This window comes from Haloarchaeobius iranensis (assembly GCF_900103505.1).
GTDB lineage: Archaea > Halobacteriota > Halobacteria > Halobacteriales > Natrialbaceae > Haloarchaeobius > Haloarchaeobius iranensis.
In genome coordinates this window covers 52390-70874 of sequence record NZ_FNIA01000010.1, presented here as the reverse complement: position 1 = coordinate 70874, position 18485 = coordinate 52390, and the positions used below count along the sequence as shown (strand labels likewise).

Sequence of the window (18485 nt, the reverse complement as noted above, 5' to 3'; positions counted from 1 at the left end):
CCATGCACGGCATCCTATGGCACGCGACATGGACAGGCGGAACTTCCTGAAGGCGGCAGGCGCAGCGACGGCGACGACCACGATGACGGCCGGCTGCGTCGGCGACTTCGTGGGTAGTGGTGGGAGCGGGACACTCACGTACGGCCGAGGGGCACCCTCGGCGACGCTAGACCCCCAGGCGTCCACCAGCGGCGAGGTTGCCAAGGTGACGAACCAGGTCTACGACAAGCTCATGGGGTTCGAGCCGGGTGGGTCGGCGCTGGTAGAGTCGCTCGCGACGGACTTCACCATCGAGGGGACGACCGCGACCATCCAGCTACGTGAGGACGCGACGTTCCACAACGGCGACGAGTTCACCGCCGAGGACTTCATCGCGACGTACCGACGCTTCGTCGACCCCGAGTACGAGTACCACTTCGAGGACCGCTCGGGCTACGGCCCGTACCTCCTCGGCGCGGTCGAGGACGTCTCGGCGCCCGACGACTACACCGTCGAGTTCAGCATCGCGAAGAAGTACGCCCCATTCCTGGCGAATCTCGGGGCGTTCGCGATGGCCGTCCTGCCGAAGTCCGAGATAGAGTCCGGGACCGACTTCTCCTCGGAGATGATCGGGACGAGCGCGTTCCAGTTCGAGAGCGCGGACCAGGGGACCGGCACCATCCGGCTCTCGGCGTACGACGACTACTACGGCGAGGGCCCTCACGTCGAAGAGGTGACGTTCGAGGTCATCGGCGAGAACGGGACTCGCGCGTCGTCGCTCAACGCGGGTGAACTCGACATCATCGACGGGCTCAGCCCGCAGACCATCACGCAGGTCGAGGACGGCGAGGGCGAGATCAAGCGACGAGGTGGTATCAACGTCGGCTACCTCGCGATGAACATGGCGACGTTCGAGCCGTTCCGCAACAAGAAGGTCCGGCAGGCGATGAACTACGCCATCGACACGGAGGAGCTGGCCAGCACCGTCTACCAGGGGATCGCAACCCCTGCGAGCCAGCCGATCCCCGACTTGGTCACCGGATACAACGAGGAGCTCGACCCGTACCCGTACGACCCCGACCAGGCCCAGACGCTGCTCGAGGAGGCCGGCTACGGCGACGGCTTCGAGTTCGAGCTGGCGACGTTCCAGAACCCTCGGGCCTACAACCCGTCGCCCGGTGAGGCCGCAGAGACGGTCCGCTCGTACCTCGGCGAGGTCGGCATCACCGCGAACCTGGAGCAGAAGACGTGGGAGACCTACCTCAACTACACGGCCCAGGGGAGCCACGATGCCTGCTTCCTCGGCTGGATGACCGACAACGGCGACCCCGACAACTTCTACTACGCGCTGCTCCACCCGCAGGTGGAGTCCGACCCCGACCAGGACTACGTCGAGTGGAGCACGGAAGGGATAAACAAGACAAACCGTGCCGCCTGGGCGAACAACGAGTTCATGGAGCTCGTCGAGCAGGGGCAGTCCACCTACGAGACCAGCGAGCGACAGTCGCTCTACCGGGAGGCCGGCGCGATCTTCCACGAGGAGTGTCCGTGGGTCCCCCTGGTACACACGGAGGAGGTCCGTGGCATCGGCCCCGACGTCTCGAACTTCACCGTCGGCGTCATCGGTGGGCCGTTCCTGAACCGGGTGGAGCTCGAGTAACGTCTCGTCACCGCCCTCATGATAAGTACGAGATACGTAATCAAGCGGTTGGTGCTGTTGATCCCCGTGCTGTTCGGAGTGGCGACGCTGGTGTTCTCTATCCTCCACCTCTCGCCCGGCAACCCGGCCACAGTCATCGCGACACAACAGGCCGACGCAGCTGAAATCCAACGAATCGAGGAACGGCTCGGGCTCGACGACCCGATCTGGGTGCAGTACGTCCGGTTCATGGTCGAGGTCGTCCAGTTCGACCTCGGTGAGTCCTGGGTCCACAACAAGGGAGAGCCCGTCACTGACATCCTGCGCTGGAAGTTCCCGATCACGCTTCAGCTCGCCGTTCTCGGGCAGATCGCGGGTATCGTCTTCGGCATCCCCATCGGCATCATCAGTGCGGTCAAGCAGGACACCATCACCGACCACATCAGCAGAATCGGGGCACTCACCGGAATCAGCGTGCCGATCTTCTGGAGCGGCCCGTTGATCATCCTGCTCTTCGCGGTGCATCTCGACTGGTTCCCGACGAACGGACTCCTCTCGAACGGGCCGCTGCCCAAGATAACCGGGGTGTTGCTCATCGACTCCATCATCAAGGGGGACATCGTGATGTTCGTCGACGCCGCCTGGCACCTGTTCCTGCCCTCGATGGTCATCGGCATCTACTCGATGGCGCTCATCTCCCGGATGATGCGTTCGTCGATGCTCGAGGTCGTCCGGCAGGACTACATCCGGACTGCCCGGGCGAAGGGGCAGGGCGAGAAGATAACCCTGCTGAAACACGGCCTCCGGAACGCGCTCATCCCCGTCGTGACCGTCATCGGCATCCAGTTCGGCAGCCTGCTCGGCGGTGCGGTGCTGACCGAGACCGTGTTCAACATCCGTGGTATCGGGATGCTGCTCGTCGACGCCATCACGGACGGTGACTACCCGGTCGTGCAGGGCATCGTCCTGCTGTTCGCCGTCGTCTTCACCATGGTGAACCTGTTCGTGGACCTGACCTACACCTACCTCGACCCGAGGATCGAACAATGAGCACGGAGACCGCCTCGACGACCCACGAGGACAGGGGCTTCCTCGACCGGCTCCTGGCGTCGCCGTTCCTCTCGGACCTGCTGTCGAACCGCCTCGCGATACTCGGACTGTCGCTGATACTGCTCATCACGCTCATGGGCGTGCTCACCCGGCTCGCCGTGTTCGTCGGTGTGCTGGACTTCGGCACCATCCTCGACACGCAGTTCGCCCAGCCGCGGAAGCACCCGCCGTGTGGGAACCCGACAATCACCGGCTGGCTCGGCTCGGTCGGGTCGTGCCAGCACCCGTTCGGGACCGACGCACAGCGCCGCGACGTGTTCCTCCGGACGATGTACGGCGCGTGGCTCGCGCTGAAGTACGGCACCGTCACGGTCGCCGCCTCGACGGTGCTGGGTGTCGGCCTCGGGACGCTCGCGGCGTACTACGGCGGCTGGCTGGACAACGTCGTCATGCGGACGATGGACGTGCTGCTGTCGTTCCCGTCGCTGCTGCTTGCGCTCGCGGTCGTCGCCATCTTCGGCACCGGGCTGTGGAAGGCCGTCATCGCGCTAACGCTCGTCTACACGCCGCGGTTCGCCCGCGTCGTCCGGGGGGCCGCGCTGAAGGTACTCGAGGACGAGTACGTCGACGCGACGGTCGCGCTCGGGGCACGGGACTGGCGGGTCATCGTCAGGCACGTGCTGCCGAACTCGCTCGCACCAATCACGGTCCAGAGCACGCTGAACTTCGGGCTGGCGGTCATCGACCTCGCCGCGCTGTCGTTCCTCGGCTTCGGGGCGACCGCCGGGACCCCCTCGTGGGGCTGGATGCTGACGAAGGGCGTCGAGAACGGCCTCATCAACGGTCTCTGGTGGATGTCGTTCTTCCCCGGCCTGTTCCTCGCGCTGACCGTCCTCGGGTTCAACCTGCTCGGCGACGGGATGCGCGACGCGCTGGACCCGCGGATGCAGGACGCCGTCGACTGACGTGGCTCCCGACACGGGGCTCGCCGCGCCCGTCCGCCGCCTGGCGACGGCCGCGGCCGCGGGCGTCGCCGTCGGCCTCGTCGCCGTCGGCGGGCTCACGCTCGATGGCACGCTCCGGGGGGCGACGGAGACCACGTTCGCGTTCGGGGCGCTCGCGCTCGGCGTCGGGCTGCTCGGCTGGTCGGGTTCCGTGATGGCCGGCCGCGGAATCGAGAACATGCAGCGGTACATGGACACCGGCTCGGACTGGACGGAGAGCGACTCACGGCGCGCGATGACCCGCATCATCGGGTTCGGCGTCGGCGTGATGTTCGCGGCGTCGCTCGCGACCGCACTCCTCTGAGCCGGGTTAGCGACGGACGTTCCGCCCGTCGTGCTCGCCGAACGCCCCGCCGTCCCAGACCACCGTCCCGCGGACCGTCGTCCACTCGGGGAAGATGCCCCGCCAGCCCTCGAACGGCGTCCACCCGCAGTTCGAGTGCAGTTCCTCGCCGCTGATCTCGCGGCTGTCGTCGAGGTCGTACAGCGCGAGGTCCGCGTCGTAGCCCTCGGCGACCCGTCCCTTCCCGTCGAGTCCGAATATCTCGGCCGGGTTCGCGGCGACGAGGTCGCGGACGCGCTCGAAGCCGAACGCACCGTCGGTGGCGGTGGCTTCGACGAGCAGGAGCGGGACCATCGTCTCGACGCCGGGGACGCCCGACGGCGCGTCGCGGACGCTCTCCTCCTTCTCCTCGATGGTGTGCGGGGCGTGGTCGGTCGCGATGACGTCCACCGTGCCGTCGGCGACGCGCTCGAAGACGGCCCCGCGGCGCGGTTCGGAGCGAAGCGGCGGGTTCATCCGCCCGTAGGTACCGAGCTCGGCGGTGTCGAGGCGCGACAGGAACAGGTGGTGCGGGGTGACCTCGCAGGTCGCGCCGGCCTCGGCGGCGGCGTCGATGCCCTCCGGCGTCGAGGTGTGGGCGATGTGGAGGTCCGCATCGGAGTCGGCGGCAACCTCGCAGGCACGCTCGACCGCGGCGGCTTCGGCCTCGGGCGTGCGGTAGGCGGACCAGGCGTCCGCGTCGGCCGCTCTCCCGACGCCGTCACCGGCGTTTTCGAGCGCCGCCTCGTCGAACAGGTCGGCGTCCTCGGCGTGGACGGTGACCGGCACGTCGTGGTCCGCGGCCAGCTCGACGGCGTCGTCGAACAGGGCGGCCTCGATGCCCATGTCGCCCGTGGAGTCGGCGAGGAACACCTCGCCCAGGGCGAACAGGGGCCGGTCGAACAGAGAGTCGGGGTCCCACGACCCGGTGACGCCGCCGTTGACGCCCCAGTCGACGAGCGACTCGCCGGCGAGGGCGGCCTTCTCGTCGAAGGCGTCGCCCGTCACGGTCGGTGGCTTGGTGTTGGGCTGGTCGACGACGGTCGTCACGCCGCCCGCGGCGGCGCTTCGCGAGCCCGTCGCCCACGTCTCCTTGTGCGAGAAGCCGGGCTGGCGGAAGTGGACGTGGACGTCGATAGCGCCGGGCATGAGCAGCTTTCCGGTCGCGTCCACGTCCGCCTCGCCGCCGAGGTCGCCGACCGCGTCGATGGTCTCGCCGTCGACGCGCACGTCGGCGGTCGTCCCGTCCGGCAGCGTCGCATTGCCGATGAGCATACCTCCCTCTCCCGCGTCGGGCGTCCTAAGTCTCCCGAACTACGCCTCGTCGAGACACTCGACTGTCGGGTCCGCGTCACCGACCAACTCCGCCTCGATGGTCGCCCGCACCGTCTCGGGGTCGCTCGTCCCGCCTGCTCGCTCGATGCTCCCCACCGAATCCGGGTCGAACGGTGCGTCGAGCGCGCCGTAGACGGCGTCGAGTACGTCCGCGAGCTCCTCGTGGTTCCGGACGAGACAGACGCCGGAGGTGATGGCGGCGTCGGCACGGACGCGCTGGGCGATGCCGACGAGCTTGCCGTCGCGCTGGAGCGAGTGCTGGCCGGGACAGAAGGAGTCGGACGGTTCGCCGCGCTCGGCGGGCACGCCGAGCCGGCGGAGCGCGCGCCGGACGTCGACCGTGAGCGCCTCGTACCGTTCGTCCAGCCCACCGCGGACGTCGTCGACGGACGTGATGCGGGCGAAGGCGAGCGTCGTCTCGCCGTCGTAGGCGACGGCGCGTCCCCCGACGCTCCGCGTGACGGGGTCGAAGCCGCGCTCCCTCGCCGCACTCGCCGCCGCATCGTATCCGGGGTCGTTCGCGTCACGCCGTCCGAACGCGACGATGCGATGCGGGGCCCACACACGCACCGCCGGCTCGCCGCGCTCGCCGACCTCGTCGAGCAGCCGTGCCGTCACCTCGCCGTCGGCCGCCGGGTCCTCCCCGCGGCCGCGAACCACGCGCATGGCTCCGGGTTGGGGGCGACGCGTCTAAATCCATCGGGTCCGAAGCCGTCCCCGATGGAGGTCACGCTCGGCCCGACCGTCCTCGACCAGTACGACCGGCTGTCGCTGTACAACTCGCCGTACCCTGCTCACGACGCGGGCCACGCGGTCGACTGCTACCCCGGCGACGACGCCGCACCGAGCCCGGTCGCCGGGACGGTTCGCGAGACGCTCACCGTCAGAGCACCGCCCCGGGACTACGCCGACGACGAGGACCACCTCCTGCTCGTCGACGTGGACGTTTCCGCGACGCCGGGGCTGTCGGTCGCCGGGAACGACGGCTCCGGGCCACCTGCGGTCGTCGCGCGTGTCATGCACGTCGATTCCCCGCTCGACCCCGGTACCAGGGTCGCGGTCGGCGACGACCTCGGCGAGCTCGTCTTCCCCGGCTTCTTCGGGCCGTGGGTCGACCCGCACCTCCACGTCGGCTTCCGCCGGCCGGACCAGCACCTCCGGCGCGCATCGGGCTCGCTCCCGCTCGTCGCCGACATCCCCGTCGAAGGGGTGCCGTGGGACGGCACCGGCGAGGTCGTCGCGACCGGCGACACGTGGGCGATGCTCGATGCGCCCGACCATCCGGCTCCGGGCCGGTTCGTCGGCCTCGAAGCCACCGACAGCGACGGAACGCGTGTCGCACTCGACGGCGGGTTCCGGCACTACGACTGCGGCGGCCTGTTCGACGAACGCGGCTCCCGTCGCGATGGCACCGGCCCCGTCCGTTTCCTCGGCGAACGCGTCGGCGTCGCCGACGGGCGAAGCGTCGTCTGGGACGACGTGACCGTCACCGCGAACGGCGAGCCGGTACACGGCCTCTCGCTGTTCCTCGCTCGCGACGCCGGGTTCGGCGCGAAGCTGGTCTGTCCAGACCGCGAGTTCGCTGTCGGTGACTCGGTCACGGTCGCCGTCGACCCGACGTAGTCCGGCGCGGCCGCTCCGGGGATTCAACTACGATGCCGCGGCCAGCGACGGCGTGCGCTGACACACCGTCGGCCGTCGGTTCCGCGGGTGCGCGACGCCCCGTCGGCCGAGCAGCTCCGCGTCGCCTGTCCGCCACAGCCACGCCAGCGACAGCGTCGCCGGGACTCGCTGCGGCCGCTACGCCCCGCTCACGAACGTCACGTCCTCGGCCCGGGTCACCTCGCCGAACAGCCAGTCCGCGTGGTCCAGCGCGTACTCCCGGTGGTCCGCCTCGATGGCCCCGATGCAGTCCTCCACGAGCACCGGTCTGTAGTCCCGCAGCCCGGCGCTCCCGGCCGTGTGGAGCACGCAGACGTTCGCGAGCGTCCCGCAGATGACGAGGTCGTCGATGCCACGGGCCGTGAGCCAGCCGTCCAGCTCCGTCTCGTGGAACGCGTCGTACGTGTGCTTCTCGACGACGTGGTCGTCCTCGCGTACGTCCAGCTCCGCGACCAGATCTGCCTCCCACGACCCCTCGAGGACGTGCTCGCCCCACTGCTCGAACTCGTCGTAGTAGTGCGCGCCGTCGAACTGCTCCGGCGGGTGCACGTCGCGCGTGAAGACGACGCGGCTGCCGGCGTCGTGTGCCCGGTCGACCAGCGACGCGACCGGGTCGACGACCGCCTCGCTCCCGGGCGCGTAGAGGCTTCCATCGGGTTTGCAGAAGCCGTTCTGCATGTCCACGACCACCAGTGCGGTGTCGGTCGGGTCGAACTCCATAGCGGCCCCTTCGTGTGGTAGCCCAAAGTCGGTTGCGACAGTCGCACCACGCAGTTTATTTCCGCGCAGTCCGTCGCGTGCAGTATGCGAGCAACGGCGAGTGTCCTCGTCGCCCTGCTGGTGGTCCTCGCGGGCTGTAGCGCGCTCACTGGCTCGAGTGCGCCCGACGCCGAGACCACGGCACCGACGGAGACGATGCAGACGACGGCAGAACCGACGACGACAAGCGGCGACGGCTCCGCCGCCCCGTCCGACCCCGAGGAGGACGTCCTCGGCTGGGAAGACGGCTACTGGTACAACGAGAGCATCACCGTCGACCGGAGCGACGGGCTGAACGACACCGAACTCGACAGGGTCGTCTCCCGGTCGATGGCTCGCGTCGAGCGGGTCCGTGGCCTCGAGTTCGAGACCCGCGTCCCGGTCGAGATAATCTCGCGTGAGGAGTACCGCGAGCAGGTCGCGGCCGGCAACACGACCGCCACGAGCCGGCTCCACCAGAACGTCAAGTGGGAGGCGATGCTGATGGTCGACGAGTCGACCGACGCGGTCGCCGTCCAGAACCGGAACTTCGGGGGCAGCGTCGGCGGCTACTACTCCCCGAGCGAGGAGCAGATCGTCATCATCTCCGACTCCGAGACGCCGGAGATGAACGAGATCACGCTCTCGCAGGAGCTGTTCCACGGGCTGCAGGACCAGCGGTTCGACATCAGCTCCTTCGACCAGTCCACCCAAGAACTCCACAACGCACGGGACGGCATCATCGAGGGCGACGGCAACTTCGTCGACCAGCTGTACCAGGAACGCTGTGAGTCCGACTGGGACTGCCTGATGCCCCAGGGACAGCAGGGCGGGGGTGGCTCGAGCGACATCCATCTTGGACTGTACCAGGTGTCGTTCCAGCCCTACAGCGACGGCGTGCTCTTCGTCCAGCAGCTCTACGACCGGGGTGGCTGGGACGCTGTGAACGCCGTGTACGAGACCCCGCCGGCGAGCACCGAGCAGACCATCCACCCCGACCGCTACCCCGACGAGGCGCCCGACTACCCGACCATCGAGGACCGGAGCAACGACGACTGGCAGGTGCTCGACATCGAGGGCGGCGTCGACCACGCGTCCTTCGGCGAGGCCGGCCTGTACGTGATGTTCTGGTACCCGTCGTACGAGACGACGCAGGCGACCGGCCAGCTGACTGACGTCGTCATCCCGTACCGGAACCACCTGAACTACGACGGCCAGCAGCTCAACCAGACGGACCCGTTCAACTACGACCACCCCATCACCGACGGGTGGGCCGGTGACCGGCTCCTCCCCTACGTCACCGACGACTCGATGCGCACGAACGAGACGGGGTACGTCTGGCAGACCGAGTGGGACAGCGAGAGCGACGCCAGCGAGTTCGCCGACGCCTACCGCGACCTGCTCGAGCACCACGACGCACAGGCGGTGAGCGACCGACCGAACACGTATCGCATCGACGACAGCGCGGCGTACGGCGACGCGTACTACGTTGTCCAGCAGGGGACGTCGGTGGTCGTCGTCAACGCGCCGACCGTCGACGACCTGAGCGGCGTCCGCAGCGGTGCGGGCACGACGAACGCGAGCATCGTCGCGGCTTGAGGGAGGCCAAACTCCTTTGTCGGCGGCGCCGAACCACCCGCCATGAGACGCATCCTCCCGGTCACCTGTCTCCTCGCCCTGGTCCTCCTGGCGGGCTGTCTCGGGCTGGGGTTCGGCGAGACGCGCCTCGCCGAACCGGAGTCGAACCGTCCGGACCCGGACACCGACGTCCGCGGCTGGGAGGACGGCTACTGGTGGAACGACTCGTTCCCCGTCGCGGCCGAAGACGGCCTGAGCAAGCCCGAGATAGAGGCGGTCACCGCCAGAGCGATGGCCCGCATCGAACGCATCCGCGGGCACGAGTTCGAGGAGTCGGTCTCGGTCGAGATTATCTCGCGGGAGACCTACCGCGAGCAACGCGGGGGCGGTGGCTCCTCGCCCGAGTGGCGCGAGCAGTTCTGGGAGGCGCTGTTCGTCGTCGACGAGGACACGACGGTGGACGAGGCGTTCGGCGAGCTGTACGGCTCGTCGGTGCTCGGCTACTACTCGTCGGGCGACATCGTCATCGTGAGCGACGGCTCGGAACAGCTCCGGCTCTCCCGGGGGACGCTCGTGCACGAACTCCAACACGCGCTGCAGGATCAGCAGTTCGGGCTCGGCGCGAGCACGCCGACTCGGGACGGCCGGCTGGCCGCGACCGGCGTCGTGGAGGGTGACGCGAACTACGTCGAAGGGCTGTACGAGCAGCGCTGTGCGGCGGGTACCTGGGACTGCGTCGAGGTGCCACAGGCGGAGGGCGGTGCCGGGAGCAGGGACGTGAACGCCGGGCTCTCCGTGGCGACGTACACGCCCTATGCGGCCGGGGAGCGGTTCGTCGCGGCGCTGTACGAGCGTGGTGGCTGGGGTGCCGTCGACGCAGCGTTCGAGACCCGTCCGGTCAGCACCGAACAGCTGGTCCACCCCGAGCGGTACCCGGACGAGCGACCCGCCACGGTGACGGTTCCGGACCGGTCGGACGATAGCTGGCGGCGGATCGCGGTCGGCGGCGAGTCCGTCCTCGAAACGGCCGGCGAGGCTCACATCTACTCGATGTTCTGGTACGGCGAGACGCTCCCCCGCGAGCATTACACCAGCGGGGAGGGCGTGAACCGGTACAGGTACGACCACCCGTACTCGACCGGCTGGGCCGGCGACCGGTTGGTGTTCTACACGGACGGGGAGCAGGGCGCGTACGTCTGGCGGTCGCAGTGGGAGTCGGTCGACGAGGCCCGCGAGTTCGCAGACGCCTACCGCGAGCTGCTCGCCGCCAACGGGGCCGAATCCCGGGGCGACGGGGTGTACGTCGTCCCCGACGGCGGCTTCGCCGACGCGTTCCGCGTGGTCCGCGACGGGGACACGGTGCTCGTCGTGAACGCGCCGACCGTTGACGACCTCGACGACGTGCACGCCCCCGTCGCACTCGCCGACGCGGAAGCCGGACGGGCACCGTCGTCGCTCGCGGGCGCGACGACAGCGCACCGAGCCGGCACCGCCTAGACTTTTGCCCGGGGACGAGAAGCGCCCGGTATGGACGATTCGTTCGACGTGATTCCCACCGAGGCGATACGTGACGGCACCGCGACGGACGCCTACTTCGAGCGGACCGAGGAGGCGCTCGAACACGCCGGCGTGAATCCCCGCGTGGTCGTGGAGGTGACGGCCGACCAGTTCCCGTCCGGCGAGTTCGAGGTACTGGCCGGCGTCGAGAGCGTGGCACGACTGCTGGAGGGTCGTCCGGTCGACGTGCAGGCGATACCCGAGGGGCGGCTGTTCGACGGTGGCCCGGTGATGCGCATCGAGGGGCGCTATCTCGACTTCGCCAGTCAGGAGACCTCGATTCTGGGCTTCCTCTCGCAGGCATCGGGCTTCGCGACGGCCGCGCTGGAGGCCAAACGGGCCGCACCGGAGTCGCAGGTGCTCTCCTTCGGCGCGCGCCACGTCCACCCCGCCATCGCCGCCGTCGTCGAGCGGAGCGCACTGGTCGGCGGACTGGACGGCTTCTCGCACGTGGCCGCGGGCGAGTTGCTCGGCCGGGCGGCCGGCGGGACGATGCCGCACGCGCTCGTCATCTGCATGGGGCGCGGGAAACAGGAGGACGCGTGGCGGGCCTTCCACGAGGCCGCCCCGCCCGAGGTGCCCCGCATCGCGCTCTGTGACACCTACAGCGACGAGGTGGACGAGGTGCTGCGGGCGGTCGACGAGCTCGGCGACGACCTCGACGGCGTGCGCCTCGATACGACGGGCTCGCGACGGGGGGACTTCGAACACATCGTCCGCGAGGTGCGCTGGGAGCTCGACGTCCGGGGACACGAGGACGTGGGCATCTTCGTCAGCGGCGGGCTCACGCCCGACCGCATCCGCGAGCTGCGCGACCTCGCCGACGGCTTCGGCGTCGGGAGCCACGTCACCAACGCGGACCCGGTGGACTTCGCGCTCGACATCGTGACCGTGGACGGCGAGCCGGCGGCCAAGCGCGGGAAGCTCTCCGGGACGAAGCAGGTGTACCGGACCGCAGACGGCGCACACGCGGTCGGGCTGGCCGACCGCGAGGGGCCCGCCGACGCGGAGCCGCTGCTGGAGCCGGTGCTACGGGATGGAGAGATCGTCGGCGAGTTCGACATCGACGCGGCAGCAGCACGGGCGGTCCGCGACGCCGAGCTGGTCGACTGCTAGCCGGTCAGCTCTTCGATACTGCCTTCGGGGTCGCGCTCGCGGAAGATCTGGCCCTCGAACAGCGTCACCATCACGTCCTCCTGCTGCCACGCCATCGGCGGGAGGCCGGCCTTCCGGCAGACACGGCCGAGGTACTCCTTCTTCGACCAGCCGTGCTCGACCGGAACGGTCGGGTAGAGCCAGCCGCGCTCGCTGCCGGTGTCGATGGCGACGCCGTGTGTACCGAGCTCCATGTCGGCGACCGGGTCGTCGGTGAGGACGAGGTTACAGACACAGCAGACCGAGACGGTGAGACTCGAGAGCTCGGTCGGCGTCACCTCGGAGCCACAGGAGTCCTCGCTGGCGGCCTCGATGGCGGCGTCGACGATGACGTGACCGAGCTGGTCGTCGGACTCGTAGCCACCGGCACAGCCCCGGAGGCTCCCACGACCCCGGGTCGATTCGAGCCGGACGAACGCTCCGGTTCGGTTGTAGAAGGCGTCGATCATGCTGCCGGGCTGCTCACGTCGACCGTTCACGACGAAGCCCTCGACCGCTTCTCGCGCAAGTTCGACGGCACGCGCCCCGTCATCGTACGTCAACTGGACGCCTTTTGCCTGCGACATAGAACGTATATCGTGGGACACGCTCTTGAACGCTTTCGTTTCGATTCGACGGTGGTAGGACGCTCCTACCGTCGCTCCGACCGAGAGGTTTAAACGCGGAACGGGGCTACGTTCTGACGGTAGAGAGAGCCCGGCCGCCGCGACGTGGCCCTGCCACGACGTGAGGAAAGTCCCCCCACCGTCCGGACAGGTGGCCGGACGCAAGTCCGGAGCGGGAGACCGCTGGCTCTGGAACAGAAACGAGACCCCTCGCCCCGAGCGATGAGGCGCGGACGGTGACGCGAGTCACCGCCCGGCGCGAACGGCGTGAGCCGCGAGCGCGCGAACCGACCCGCAAGGGAAGGAAGCTGACCCGCCGAGCGCGTGTGGTCGCATCCGCGACCACGCCCGGGCACGCGGCGCAGCCGCGTGTCGACGGGCGAGAACGGATGGAACGGCGAATCCCCACCGGTGCAAGTCCGCGCCGCTAGGTAGTCCGGACGAGGCGACGGACGCTCAGCCGAATGCCGGGACGAACAGAAGGGGGCTTACTCCTCTCAACCACCACCTTTCGTCGAGCGAGCCGCCGGCTCGCTCGCATTTCGGAGGCTCTCGCTGTGACCCGGCTCGATTCGCCCTACTCCTCGAACCCGTCCTCCCACCGGAAGACGCCGTTACGCTGCACGACCTCGCCGTCGACCTCCATGCGCGAGTCCGCGCTCACGTCGGTTATCATGTCCACGTGGACCGCGGAGTCGTTCCCCGCTTCGCCCTCGGGCAGGTTCGCGTCGTAGGCCCGGCCGACGGCCATGTGGACGGTGTCGCCCATCTTCTCGTCGAAGAGGATGCTGTCGGTGAAGCGGTCGATGCCGCGGTTCATGCCGATGCCGAGCTCGCCGAGCCGGCGTGCGCCCGCGTCCGTGTCCAGAATCTCGCCGAGGACGGCCTCGCCCTGGTCGGCGCTGTAGTCGACGACCTCGCCGTCCTCGAACGTGAGGTGGACGTTCTGGACCCGGGTGCCACGGAGCGTCATCGGCACGTCGAAGAACACCTCGCCCTCGACGTCGTAGGGGGCGGTGAACACCTCGCCGCTGGGGAGGTTGTGGCTGTCGTAGGCGACGCTCGCGGCGGAGTTGACCGCCGTGCGCCCCTCGATGGACATCGTGATGTCCGTGTCGGCCTTGACGAGTCGGACCTCGCTGCCCGCGTCGAGGATACGCTTCATCTCCGCCATCTCGTCGGCGAGGGTCTCCCAGTCGCGGAGGACGGCGTCGTAGACGAACTCCTGGTACTCCTCGAAGGCCATGCCGGCCTGCTGGGCGAGCGACCGCGTCGGGTGGACCGTCGACACCCAGTCGGTGTCCATCAGCGCCTCGCGGATGCCCTGGCTCGCCTGCGCGGCGGCCTGTCGCTTCTCCGGGGGCACGTCCGCGTCCGCGCTGGTGTTGCGCCCGCCGCCGAGGCGGAGCACCACGTCGCTCTCCTCGTACAGCGCCAGCTCGTGCGTGCTCTCCTCGAACTCGCCGTCGTGGGCCTTCGTGTACGCGCGGCCGACCTCGTCGGAGCCGTACTGCACCGACATGTTCGCACCGACGTCGCCGAGCTCCTCGGCGACCGCGACGGCGAGGTCGTGCGCCCCCTCGTCGACGCTGACGACGACGTTGTCTCCGGCCTCGACGCGGGCGCTCCAGTTCACGAGCACTGCGGCGTGCTCGCGGATGCGTTCGTCCATGGTCGAGCGGACGACCCACCGACACAAAACTGCCGCGGAGTCGGTCATCCGGCCGCTACTTCGACGTGACCCGGTAGCGCCCGCCGACCTCGTTGGTGTTCAGCTCGTCCGCCCGCTTCTTCGCCGACTTCCGGTCGTCGAACGGCCCTTCGAACTCGTGCCCGTCCACCACGACGTAGTACTCTGCCATCGTCGCCGTCACTACTTGGCGGGGGGTAAAGTGTGTGACGGATTGGCGTGACGATACCCGTCAACGGGATGGCGCGCGGCTGGCGAGCGTGCCGAGCCCTGCGAGGCCGCTCGCAGACGCTCGTGCGAGGGATGAGCACCGGAGCGAAGCGAGGAGCGCAAGAGGTTGGGGAGGCGTGAGGTGCGGTGCGGTTGCGGTCGGCCGGGACTGAAAGGGGCTGCTCGCTCGACGAACCCGGACCCGACAAGCACCGCAACGGAGTGAGGAGCGCAGTCGCGGTCCCGGGAGTCGAGCGAGCAGGGGCTTTCTGGGTGTTGGAGTCCAGTTATTCGGGTGTGAAAGAGCGAGCAGGGGCTTTCCGGCTGTTCGAGGCCACCGAGTCGCTGCCGAAGGGCGAGCAGGGAGCTTTCGAGATGCTCGCAATCGCGACGAGGACAGACACAGCTCAGCACGGACCGTCACACAGCCTCACGAAAACAGTCAGTGGGGTGGGCCAGGTTCGAACTGGCGACCTTCTCCTTGTAAGGGAGATGTCATAACCGGCTAGACCACCACCCCGCAATCGGCCGTAGCCGACCCGTCGGAATAACGCTTCCCTTTTTTCCTGGGGGTCCGAAGGGCGACCGTGAATCGGAAACGCCTCTTCCAGGTCGCCCTGGTCGGAGCTGCCGCCCTCCTCATCGTCGCCATGTTCTGGTACCTGGGGGTCGTCGAGCTCCCGGGCGAGGACCAGTACAGCGGCCCCGCGACGGTCGTGGTGTCCGACGAGAACGGCACCGAGAAGGCGGTCATCGAGGTCGAGGTCGCGGACACCCGTCAGGAGCGGTTCACCGGACTGAGCGACCACGAGACGCTCGCGGACGGCGAGGGGATGTGGTTCGTCTACGACGGCGAGAGCCAGCACACGTACGTGATGCGCCGGATGGAGTTCCCGCTCGACATCATCTTCGTCGGCGCGGACGGCCGCATCAACAGCATCCACCACCGACGCGCCCCCCGCCCGAACGAGGACGGCAACGAGATCACCGCGACCGGCACCGGCCAGTACGTGCTGGAGGTCCCCCGTGGCTACGCCAACGAGACCGGGATGGAGGTCGGGGACTACGTCGAACCGCGCTACAACGGCTCGGCCTGAGCCGCGACCGCAACGCCTACCCCACCCCCGGTCCCAGTGCTCCCCATGACCGACGCCGTTGCCGCGCTGGCCGACCGCGACGGCTGGCGCGCGGAAGGGTTCGCTGCCCGGGTCCACTACGAGGGGGCGGGCGACCGCTACAGCATCGAGTTCTACGCGCCGAGCGACTGCGTGCTCTACTGGAAGGTCAAGGGCGACGGCGAGACCGCGGTCCCCGTTGGCCGGAGCACCGTCCCCGACCCGCTGCGGGCGCGCATCCGCGAGGACCTGCAGGCGGCCGGTATCGACCCCGCGGTCGAGCGGCGAGAACTCTGATTCCCGGCGAGTATAGTTCGGACTCACAACCGGCGTTGTTGGTCTGCAGGACCGCCAGTTCACCGTCCTCGGTGACGAATATCTCGGCCCCGTAGCACGACCCGTGGGTGCTCCCAGTCGCGTCGTACCGGATGTAGCTTCCGTCGTCTTCGAGTGTCGCCTGGATCTCGAAACGACCTGTACGCCGGTCCAATCGGTGCTCTAGGGCTGCCGAGAACCCGGGTTCGCCACGTGGACGGAGTTCGACCGTATCGGATAGAACCTGCTCACCGTCGCGGTAGATGCTGAGACGCACCCGGTGAACCGTATCGTCCTCGTTCCGGACCCCCAGCGCTCCCAACCGTCTGCTTTCCGACGAACTATCCGGAGATGGTAGTGAAGATGTACAACCTGCTAGCAGTGTCACTGCTGGAATACCCACGGCTGCGACGAATCCCCTCCGATTCATGTTTAAAATTCTTCTTTCGAACCGGGGTATTAAAAGCTGGTTTCGTCGGTCCCGGCAACTGTTTCGAAACGTAACAACTCTTTTGAGTTCGAAACACCACACCTCACACAATGAGCATCGACGCTGACGACGACGACCCGTTCGAGGAACAACGGGAACAGGCGGAGAACCCGATGAAGCGGCTGTTCCTCGAGTACGGGTCAGACAACAAGCTCGCCTTCGTGGTGGGCCTGCTCTCCAGCATCGTCGCCCGCCTGCTGGACCTCCTCCCGCCGGTCATCCTCGCGATGGCGCTGGACACGACCTTCAACCCGAACGGTGAGCAGCAGTTCTCGCTCTGGATGGTCCCCCAGTCGTGGCTCCCGACGGACCCACAGGAACAGCTCCTCATCTCGGCGGGGATCATCGCCGCCGCCTTCTTCGGCGGTGCGGCGTTCCACTGGACGCGGAACTGGGGCTGGAACTCCTTCGCCCAGCACATCCAGCACGAGGTGCGCACCGACACGTACGACAAGATGCAGCGGCTCAACATGGACTTCTTCGCCGACAAGCAGACAGGCGAGATGATGTCCATCCTCTCGAACGACGTGAACCGCCTCGAACGGTTCCTCAACGACGGGATGAACTCGGCGTTCCGCCTGAGCGTGATGGTGCTCGGCATCGCCGGTATCCTCTTCTACTACAACTGGCAGCTCGCGTTCGTCACGCTCGTCGTCGTCCCGCTCATCGGCTACACCACCTACAAGTTCGTCAACATCATCCAGCCGAAGTACGCCGACGTGCGCTCCTCCGTCGGCCAGCTCAACTCCCGGCTGGAGAACAACCTCGGCGGCGTGCAGGTCATCAAGACGTACAACACCGAGGACTTCGAGTCCGAGCGCGTCGACGACGTCTCACAGGACTACTACGACGCGAACTGGGACGCCATCAACACCCGCATCAAGTTCTTCCCCGCGCTGCGCGTGCTCGCGGGCGTCGGTTTCGTCGTCACGTTCTTCGTCGGCGGCGTCTGGGTGTTCAACACGCTGAACGGCGAGCCCGCACCGTGGTTCTTCACGGGCACACTCTCGCCCGGGGAGTTCGTCGCGTTCATCCTCCTCAGCCAGCGGTTCATCTGGCCGATGGCGCAGTTCGGGCAGATAATCAACATGTACCAGCGCGCCCGTGCCTCCAGCGAGCGCATCTTCGGGCTGATGGACGAGCCCTCGCGCATCGCCGAGGACCCCGACGCCGACGACCTCGTCGTCACGGACGGTGACGTGACCTACGACGACGTGAGCTTCGGCTACGACGAGGAGGAGACCATCGTCGAGGACATCAGCTTCGACATCTCGGGCGGCGAGACGCTCGCGCTGGTCGGCCCGACAGGAGCCGGGAAGTCGACGGTGCTCAAGCTGCTGCTCCGGATGTACGACGTGAACGAGGGTGCCATCGAGATCGACGGGCAGGACCTGCGGGACGTGACCATCCCGAGCCTGCGCCGGCACATCGGCTACGTCAGCCAGGACACGTTCCTGTTCTACGGCACCGTCGAGGAGAACATCACCTACGGCACCTTCGACGCCGACCGCGAGGACGTCGTCGAGGCCGCGAAGATGGCCGAGGCCCACGAGTTCATCCAGAACCTCCCGGACGGCTACGAAACCGAGGTCGGCGAGCGCGGCGTCAAGCTCTCGGGTGGGCAGCGCCAGCGCATCTCCATCGCGCGAGCCATCCTCAAGGACCCCGACATCCTCGTGCTCGACGAGGCGACCTCCGACGTCGACACGGAGACGGAGATGCTCATCCAGCGCTCCATCGACGAGCTGGCCGAGGACCGCACCACGTTCGCCATCGCACACCGCCTCTCGACCATCAAGGACGCCGACCAGATCCTCGTCCTCGAGGACGGTCGGGTCGCCGAGCGCGGCACCCACGAGGAGCTGCTCGGCAACGACGACCTCTACGCGCACCTCTGGGGCGTGCAGGCCGGCGAGATCGACGAGCTCCCCGAGGAGTTCATCGAGCGGGCCAGGGAGCGCGAGAACCGCGTCGAGGCGCAGAACGACGACTGACCAGCCCGTAGGCTAAAGTCGCTGTCGCCCGTTCGTCCGGACGACAC

17 protein-coding genes, 1 tRNA gene and 1 other RNA gene are annotated in these 18485 nt (G+C 68.2%); 12 read left to right on the top strand and 7 right to left on the bottom strand.

Annotated elements, in window-relative coordinates:
- The first annotated feature begins 16 nt into the window (after positions 1 to 16).
- The 4 genes from BLT27_RS10555 to BLT27_RS10540 are packed head-to-tail and all read left to right on the top strand — an operon-like array spanning position 17 to position 3976.
- Positions 17 to 1639, top strand: a complete 1623-nt coding sequence (locus BLT27_RS10555) for an ABC transporter substrate-binding protein (RefSeq protein ID WP_089733645.1) — start codon at positions 17 to 19, stop codon at positions 1637 to 1639.
- Between the two features lie 18 nt (positions 1640 to 1657).
- Positions 1658 to 2668, top strand: coding sequence for an ABC transporter permease (locus BLT27_RS10550; protein WP_089733643.1), 1011 nt, complete (start codon positions 1658 to 1660; stop codon positions 2666 to 2668).
- Positions 2665 to 3633, top strand: coding sequence for an ABC transporter permease (locus tag BLT27_RS10545; RefSeq protein ID WP_089733641.1), 969 nt, complete (start codon positions 2665 to 2667; stop codon positions 3631 to 3633). Before BLT27_RS10550 ends, BLT27_RS10545 begins: the two co-directional genes overlap by 4 nt.
- A gap of 1 nt (position 3634) precedes the next feature.
- Positions 3635 to 3976, top strand: a complete 342-nt coding sequence (locus BLT27_RS10540; protein ID WP_089733638.1) for a DUF7268 family protein — start codon at positions 3635 to 3637, stop codon at positions 3974 to 3976.
- Between the two features lie 6 nt (positions 3977 to 3982).
- Here BLT27_RS10540 and BLT27_RS10535 read toward each other — a convergent pair whose 3' ends face one another.
- Positions 3983 to 5269 (bottom strand): dihydroorotase, encoded by a 1287-nt coding sequence (locus BLT27_RS10535; RefSeq protein ID WP_089733636.1) that lies wholly within the window; start codon positions 5267 to 5269, stop codon positions 3983 to 3985.
- 39 nt (positions 5270 to 5308) lie between these two features.
- Entirely contained in the window at positions 5309 to 5995 is a 687-nt protein-coding gene (locus BLT27_RS10530) for a lipoate--protein ligase family protein (RefSeq protein ID WP_089733634.1), read from the bottom strand.
- A 54-nt stretch (positions 5996 to 6049) separates the two neighbouring features.
- Here BLT27_RS10530 and BLT27_RS10525 point away from each other — a divergent pair, with 54 nt between their 5' ends.
- Positions 6050 to 6952, top strand: a complete 903-nt coding sequence (locus tag BLT27_RS10525) for a DUF8155 domain-containing protein (RefSeq protein ID WP_089733632.1) — start codon at positions 6050 to 6052, stop codon at positions 6950 to 6952.
- Between the two features lie 177 nt (positions 6953 to 7129).
- On the opposite strand, the gene BLT27_RS10520 is transcribed toward BLT27_RS10525, so the two are convergent.
- Complete coding sequence (locus BLT27_RS10520) at positions 7130 to 7711, bottom strand: cysteine hydrolase family protein (protein WP_089733630.1); 582 nt, start codon at positions 7709 to 7711, stop codon at positions 7130 to 7132.
- An 84-nt stretch (positions 7712 to 7795) separates the two neighbouring features.
- On the opposite strand from BLT27_RS10520, the gene BLT27_RS10515 reads away from it, so the two are divergent.
- The 3 genes from BLT27_RS10515 to BLT27_RS10505 are packed head-to-tail and all read left to right on the top strand — an operon-like array spanning position 7796 to position 11980.
- Positions 7796 to 9328, top strand: coding sequence for an Hvo_1808 family surface protein (locus BLT27_RS10515; RefSeq protein WP_089733628.1), 1533 nt, complete (start codon positions 7796 to 7798; stop codon positions 9326 to 9328).
- 42 nt (positions 9329 to 9370) lie between these two features.
- On the top strand, positions 9371 to 10804 hold the full coding sequence (locus tag BLT27_RS10510) for an Hvo_1808 family surface protein (RefSeq protein ID WP_175526434.1): 1434 nt from the start codon (positions 9371 to 9373) through the stop codon (positions 10802 to 10804).
- A 30-nt stretch (positions 10805 to 10834) separates the two neighbouring features.
- On the top strand, positions 10835 to 11980 hold the full coding sequence (locus tag BLT27_RS10505) for a nicotinate phosphoribosyltransferase (RefSeq protein ID WP_089733626.1): 1146 nt from the start codon (positions 10835 to 10837) through the stop codon (positions 11978 to 11980).
- Here the strand turns inward: BLT27_RS10505 and BLT27_RS10500 are convergent.
- Complete coding sequence (locus BLT27_RS10500; protein ID WP_089733623.1) at positions 11977 to 12585, bottom strand: TIGR00296 family protein; 609 nt, start codon at positions 12583 to 12585, stop codon at positions 11977 to 11979. The genes BLT27_RS10505 and BLT27_RS10500 overlap by 4 nt on opposite strands.
- Before the next feature lie 118 nt (positions 12586 to 12703).
- Between BLT27_RS10500 and rnpB the strand changes: the two genes are divergently transcribed.
- An RNA gene (gene rnpB / locus BLT27_RS10495) (RNase P RNA component) lies at positions 12704 to 13127 on the top strand.
- 74 nt (positions 13128 to 13201) lie between these two features.
- Here rnpB and BLT27_RS10490 read toward each other — a convergent pair.
- From BLT27_RS10490 to BLT27_RS10485, 3 genes are all read right to left on the bottom strand, one after another.
- Positions 13202 to 14296, bottom strand: coding sequence for an aminopeptidase (locus BLT27_RS10490; RefSeq protein ID WP_089733621.1), 1095 nt, complete (start codon positions 14294 to 14296; stop codon positions 13202 to 13204).
- Positions 14297 to 14351: 55 nt separating this feature from the next.
- Positions 14352 to 14486, bottom strand: coding sequence for a hypothetical protein (locus BLT27_RS20410; protein WP_257299722.1), 135 nt, complete (start codon positions 14484 to 14486; stop codon positions 14352 to 14354).
- Positions 14487 to 14970: 484 nt separating this feature from the next.
- A tRNA-Val gene (locus tag BLT27_RS10485) sits at positions 14971 to 15044 on the bottom strand.
- Between the two features lie 67 nt (positions 15045 to 15111).
- Here BLT27_RS10485 and BLT27_RS10480 point away from each other — a divergent pair.
- The 3 genes from BLT27_RS10480 to BLT27_RS10470 all read left to right on the top strand — a co-directional run bounded on the left by BLT27_RS10480 (position 15112) and on the right by BLT27_RS10470 (position 18438).
- Positions 15112 to 15621, top strand: a complete 510-nt coding sequence (locus BLT27_RS10480) for a DUF192 domain-containing protein (protein WP_217639128.1) — start codon at positions 15112 to 15114, stop codon at positions 15619 to 15621.
- A 45-nt stretch (positions 15622 to 15666) separates the two neighbouring features.
- Entirely contained in the window at positions 15667 to 15936 is a 270-nt protein-coding gene (locus tag BLT27_RS10475) for a DUF7538 family protein (protein ID WP_089733619.1), read from the top strand.
- A 558-nt stretch (positions 15937 to 16494) separates the two neighbouring features.
- Complete coding sequence (locus tag BLT27_RS10470; protein WP_089733617.1) at positions 16495 to 18438, top strand: ABC transporter ATP-binding protein; 1944 nt, start codon at positions 16495 to 16497, stop codon at positions 18436 to 18438.
- Positions 18439 to 18485 lie beyond the last annotated feature (47 nt).

Coding starts and splice junctions, on each gene's coding strand:
- BLT27_RS10525 (WP_089733632.1), top strand. CDS start 6,050: ATGGAGGTCACGCTCGGCCCGACCGTCCTCGACCAGTACGACCGGCTG.
- BLT27_RS10505 (WP_089733626.1), top strand. CDS start 10,835: ATGGACGATTCGTTCGACGTGATTCCCACCGAGGCGATACGTGACGGC.
- BLT27_RS10555 (WP_089733645.1), top strand. CDS start 17: ATGGCACGCGACATGGACAGGCGGAACTTCCTGAAGGCGGCAGGCGCA.
- BLT27_RS10545 (WP_089733641.1), top strand. CDS start 2,665: ATGAGCACGGAGACCGCCTCGACGACCCACGAGGACAGGGGCTTCCTC.
- BLT27_RS10475 (WP_089733619.1), top strand. CDS start 15,667: ATGACCGACGCCGTTGCCGCGCTGGCCGACCGCGACGGCTGGCGCGCG.
- BLT27_RS10490 (WP_089733621.1), bottom strand. CDS start 14,296: ATGGACGAACGCATCCGCGAGCACGCCGCAGTGCTCGTGAACTGGAGC.
- BLT27_RS10510 (WP_175526434.1), top strand. CDS start 9,371: ATGAGACGCATCCTCCCGGTCACCTGTCTCCTCGCCCTGGTCCTCCTG.
- BLT27_RS10550 (WP_089733643.1), top strand. CDS start 1,658: ATGATAAGTACGAGATACGTAATCAAGCGGTTGGTGCTGTTGATCCCC.
- BLT27_RS10500 (WP_089733623.1), bottom strand. CDS start 12,585: ATGTCGCAGGCAAAAGGCGTCCAGTTGACGTACGATGACGGGGCGCGT.
- BLT27_RS10520 (WP_089733630.1), bottom strand. CDS start 7,711: ATGGAGTTCGACCCGACCGACACCGCACTGGTGGTCGTGGACATGCAG.
- BLT27_RS20410 (WP_257299722.1), bottom strand. CDS start 14,486: ATGGCAGAGTACTACGTCGTGGTGGACGGGCACGAGTTCGAAGGGCCG.
- BLT27_RS10515 (WP_089733628.1), top strand. CDS start 7,796: ATGCGAGCAACGGCGAGTGTCCTCGTCGCCCTGCTGGTGGTCCTCGCG.
- BLT27_RS10535 (WP_089733636.1), bottom strand. CDS start 5,269: ATGCTCATCGGCAATGCGACGCTGCCGGACGGGACGACCGCCGACGTG.
- BLT27_RS10470 (WP_089733617.1), top strand. CDS start 16,495: ATGAGCATCGACGCTGACGACGACGACCCGTTCGAGGAACAACGGGAA.
- BLT27_RS10530 (WP_089733634.1), bottom strand. CDS start 5,995: ATGCGCGTGGTTCGCGGCCGCGGGGAGGACCCGGCGGCCGACGGCGAG.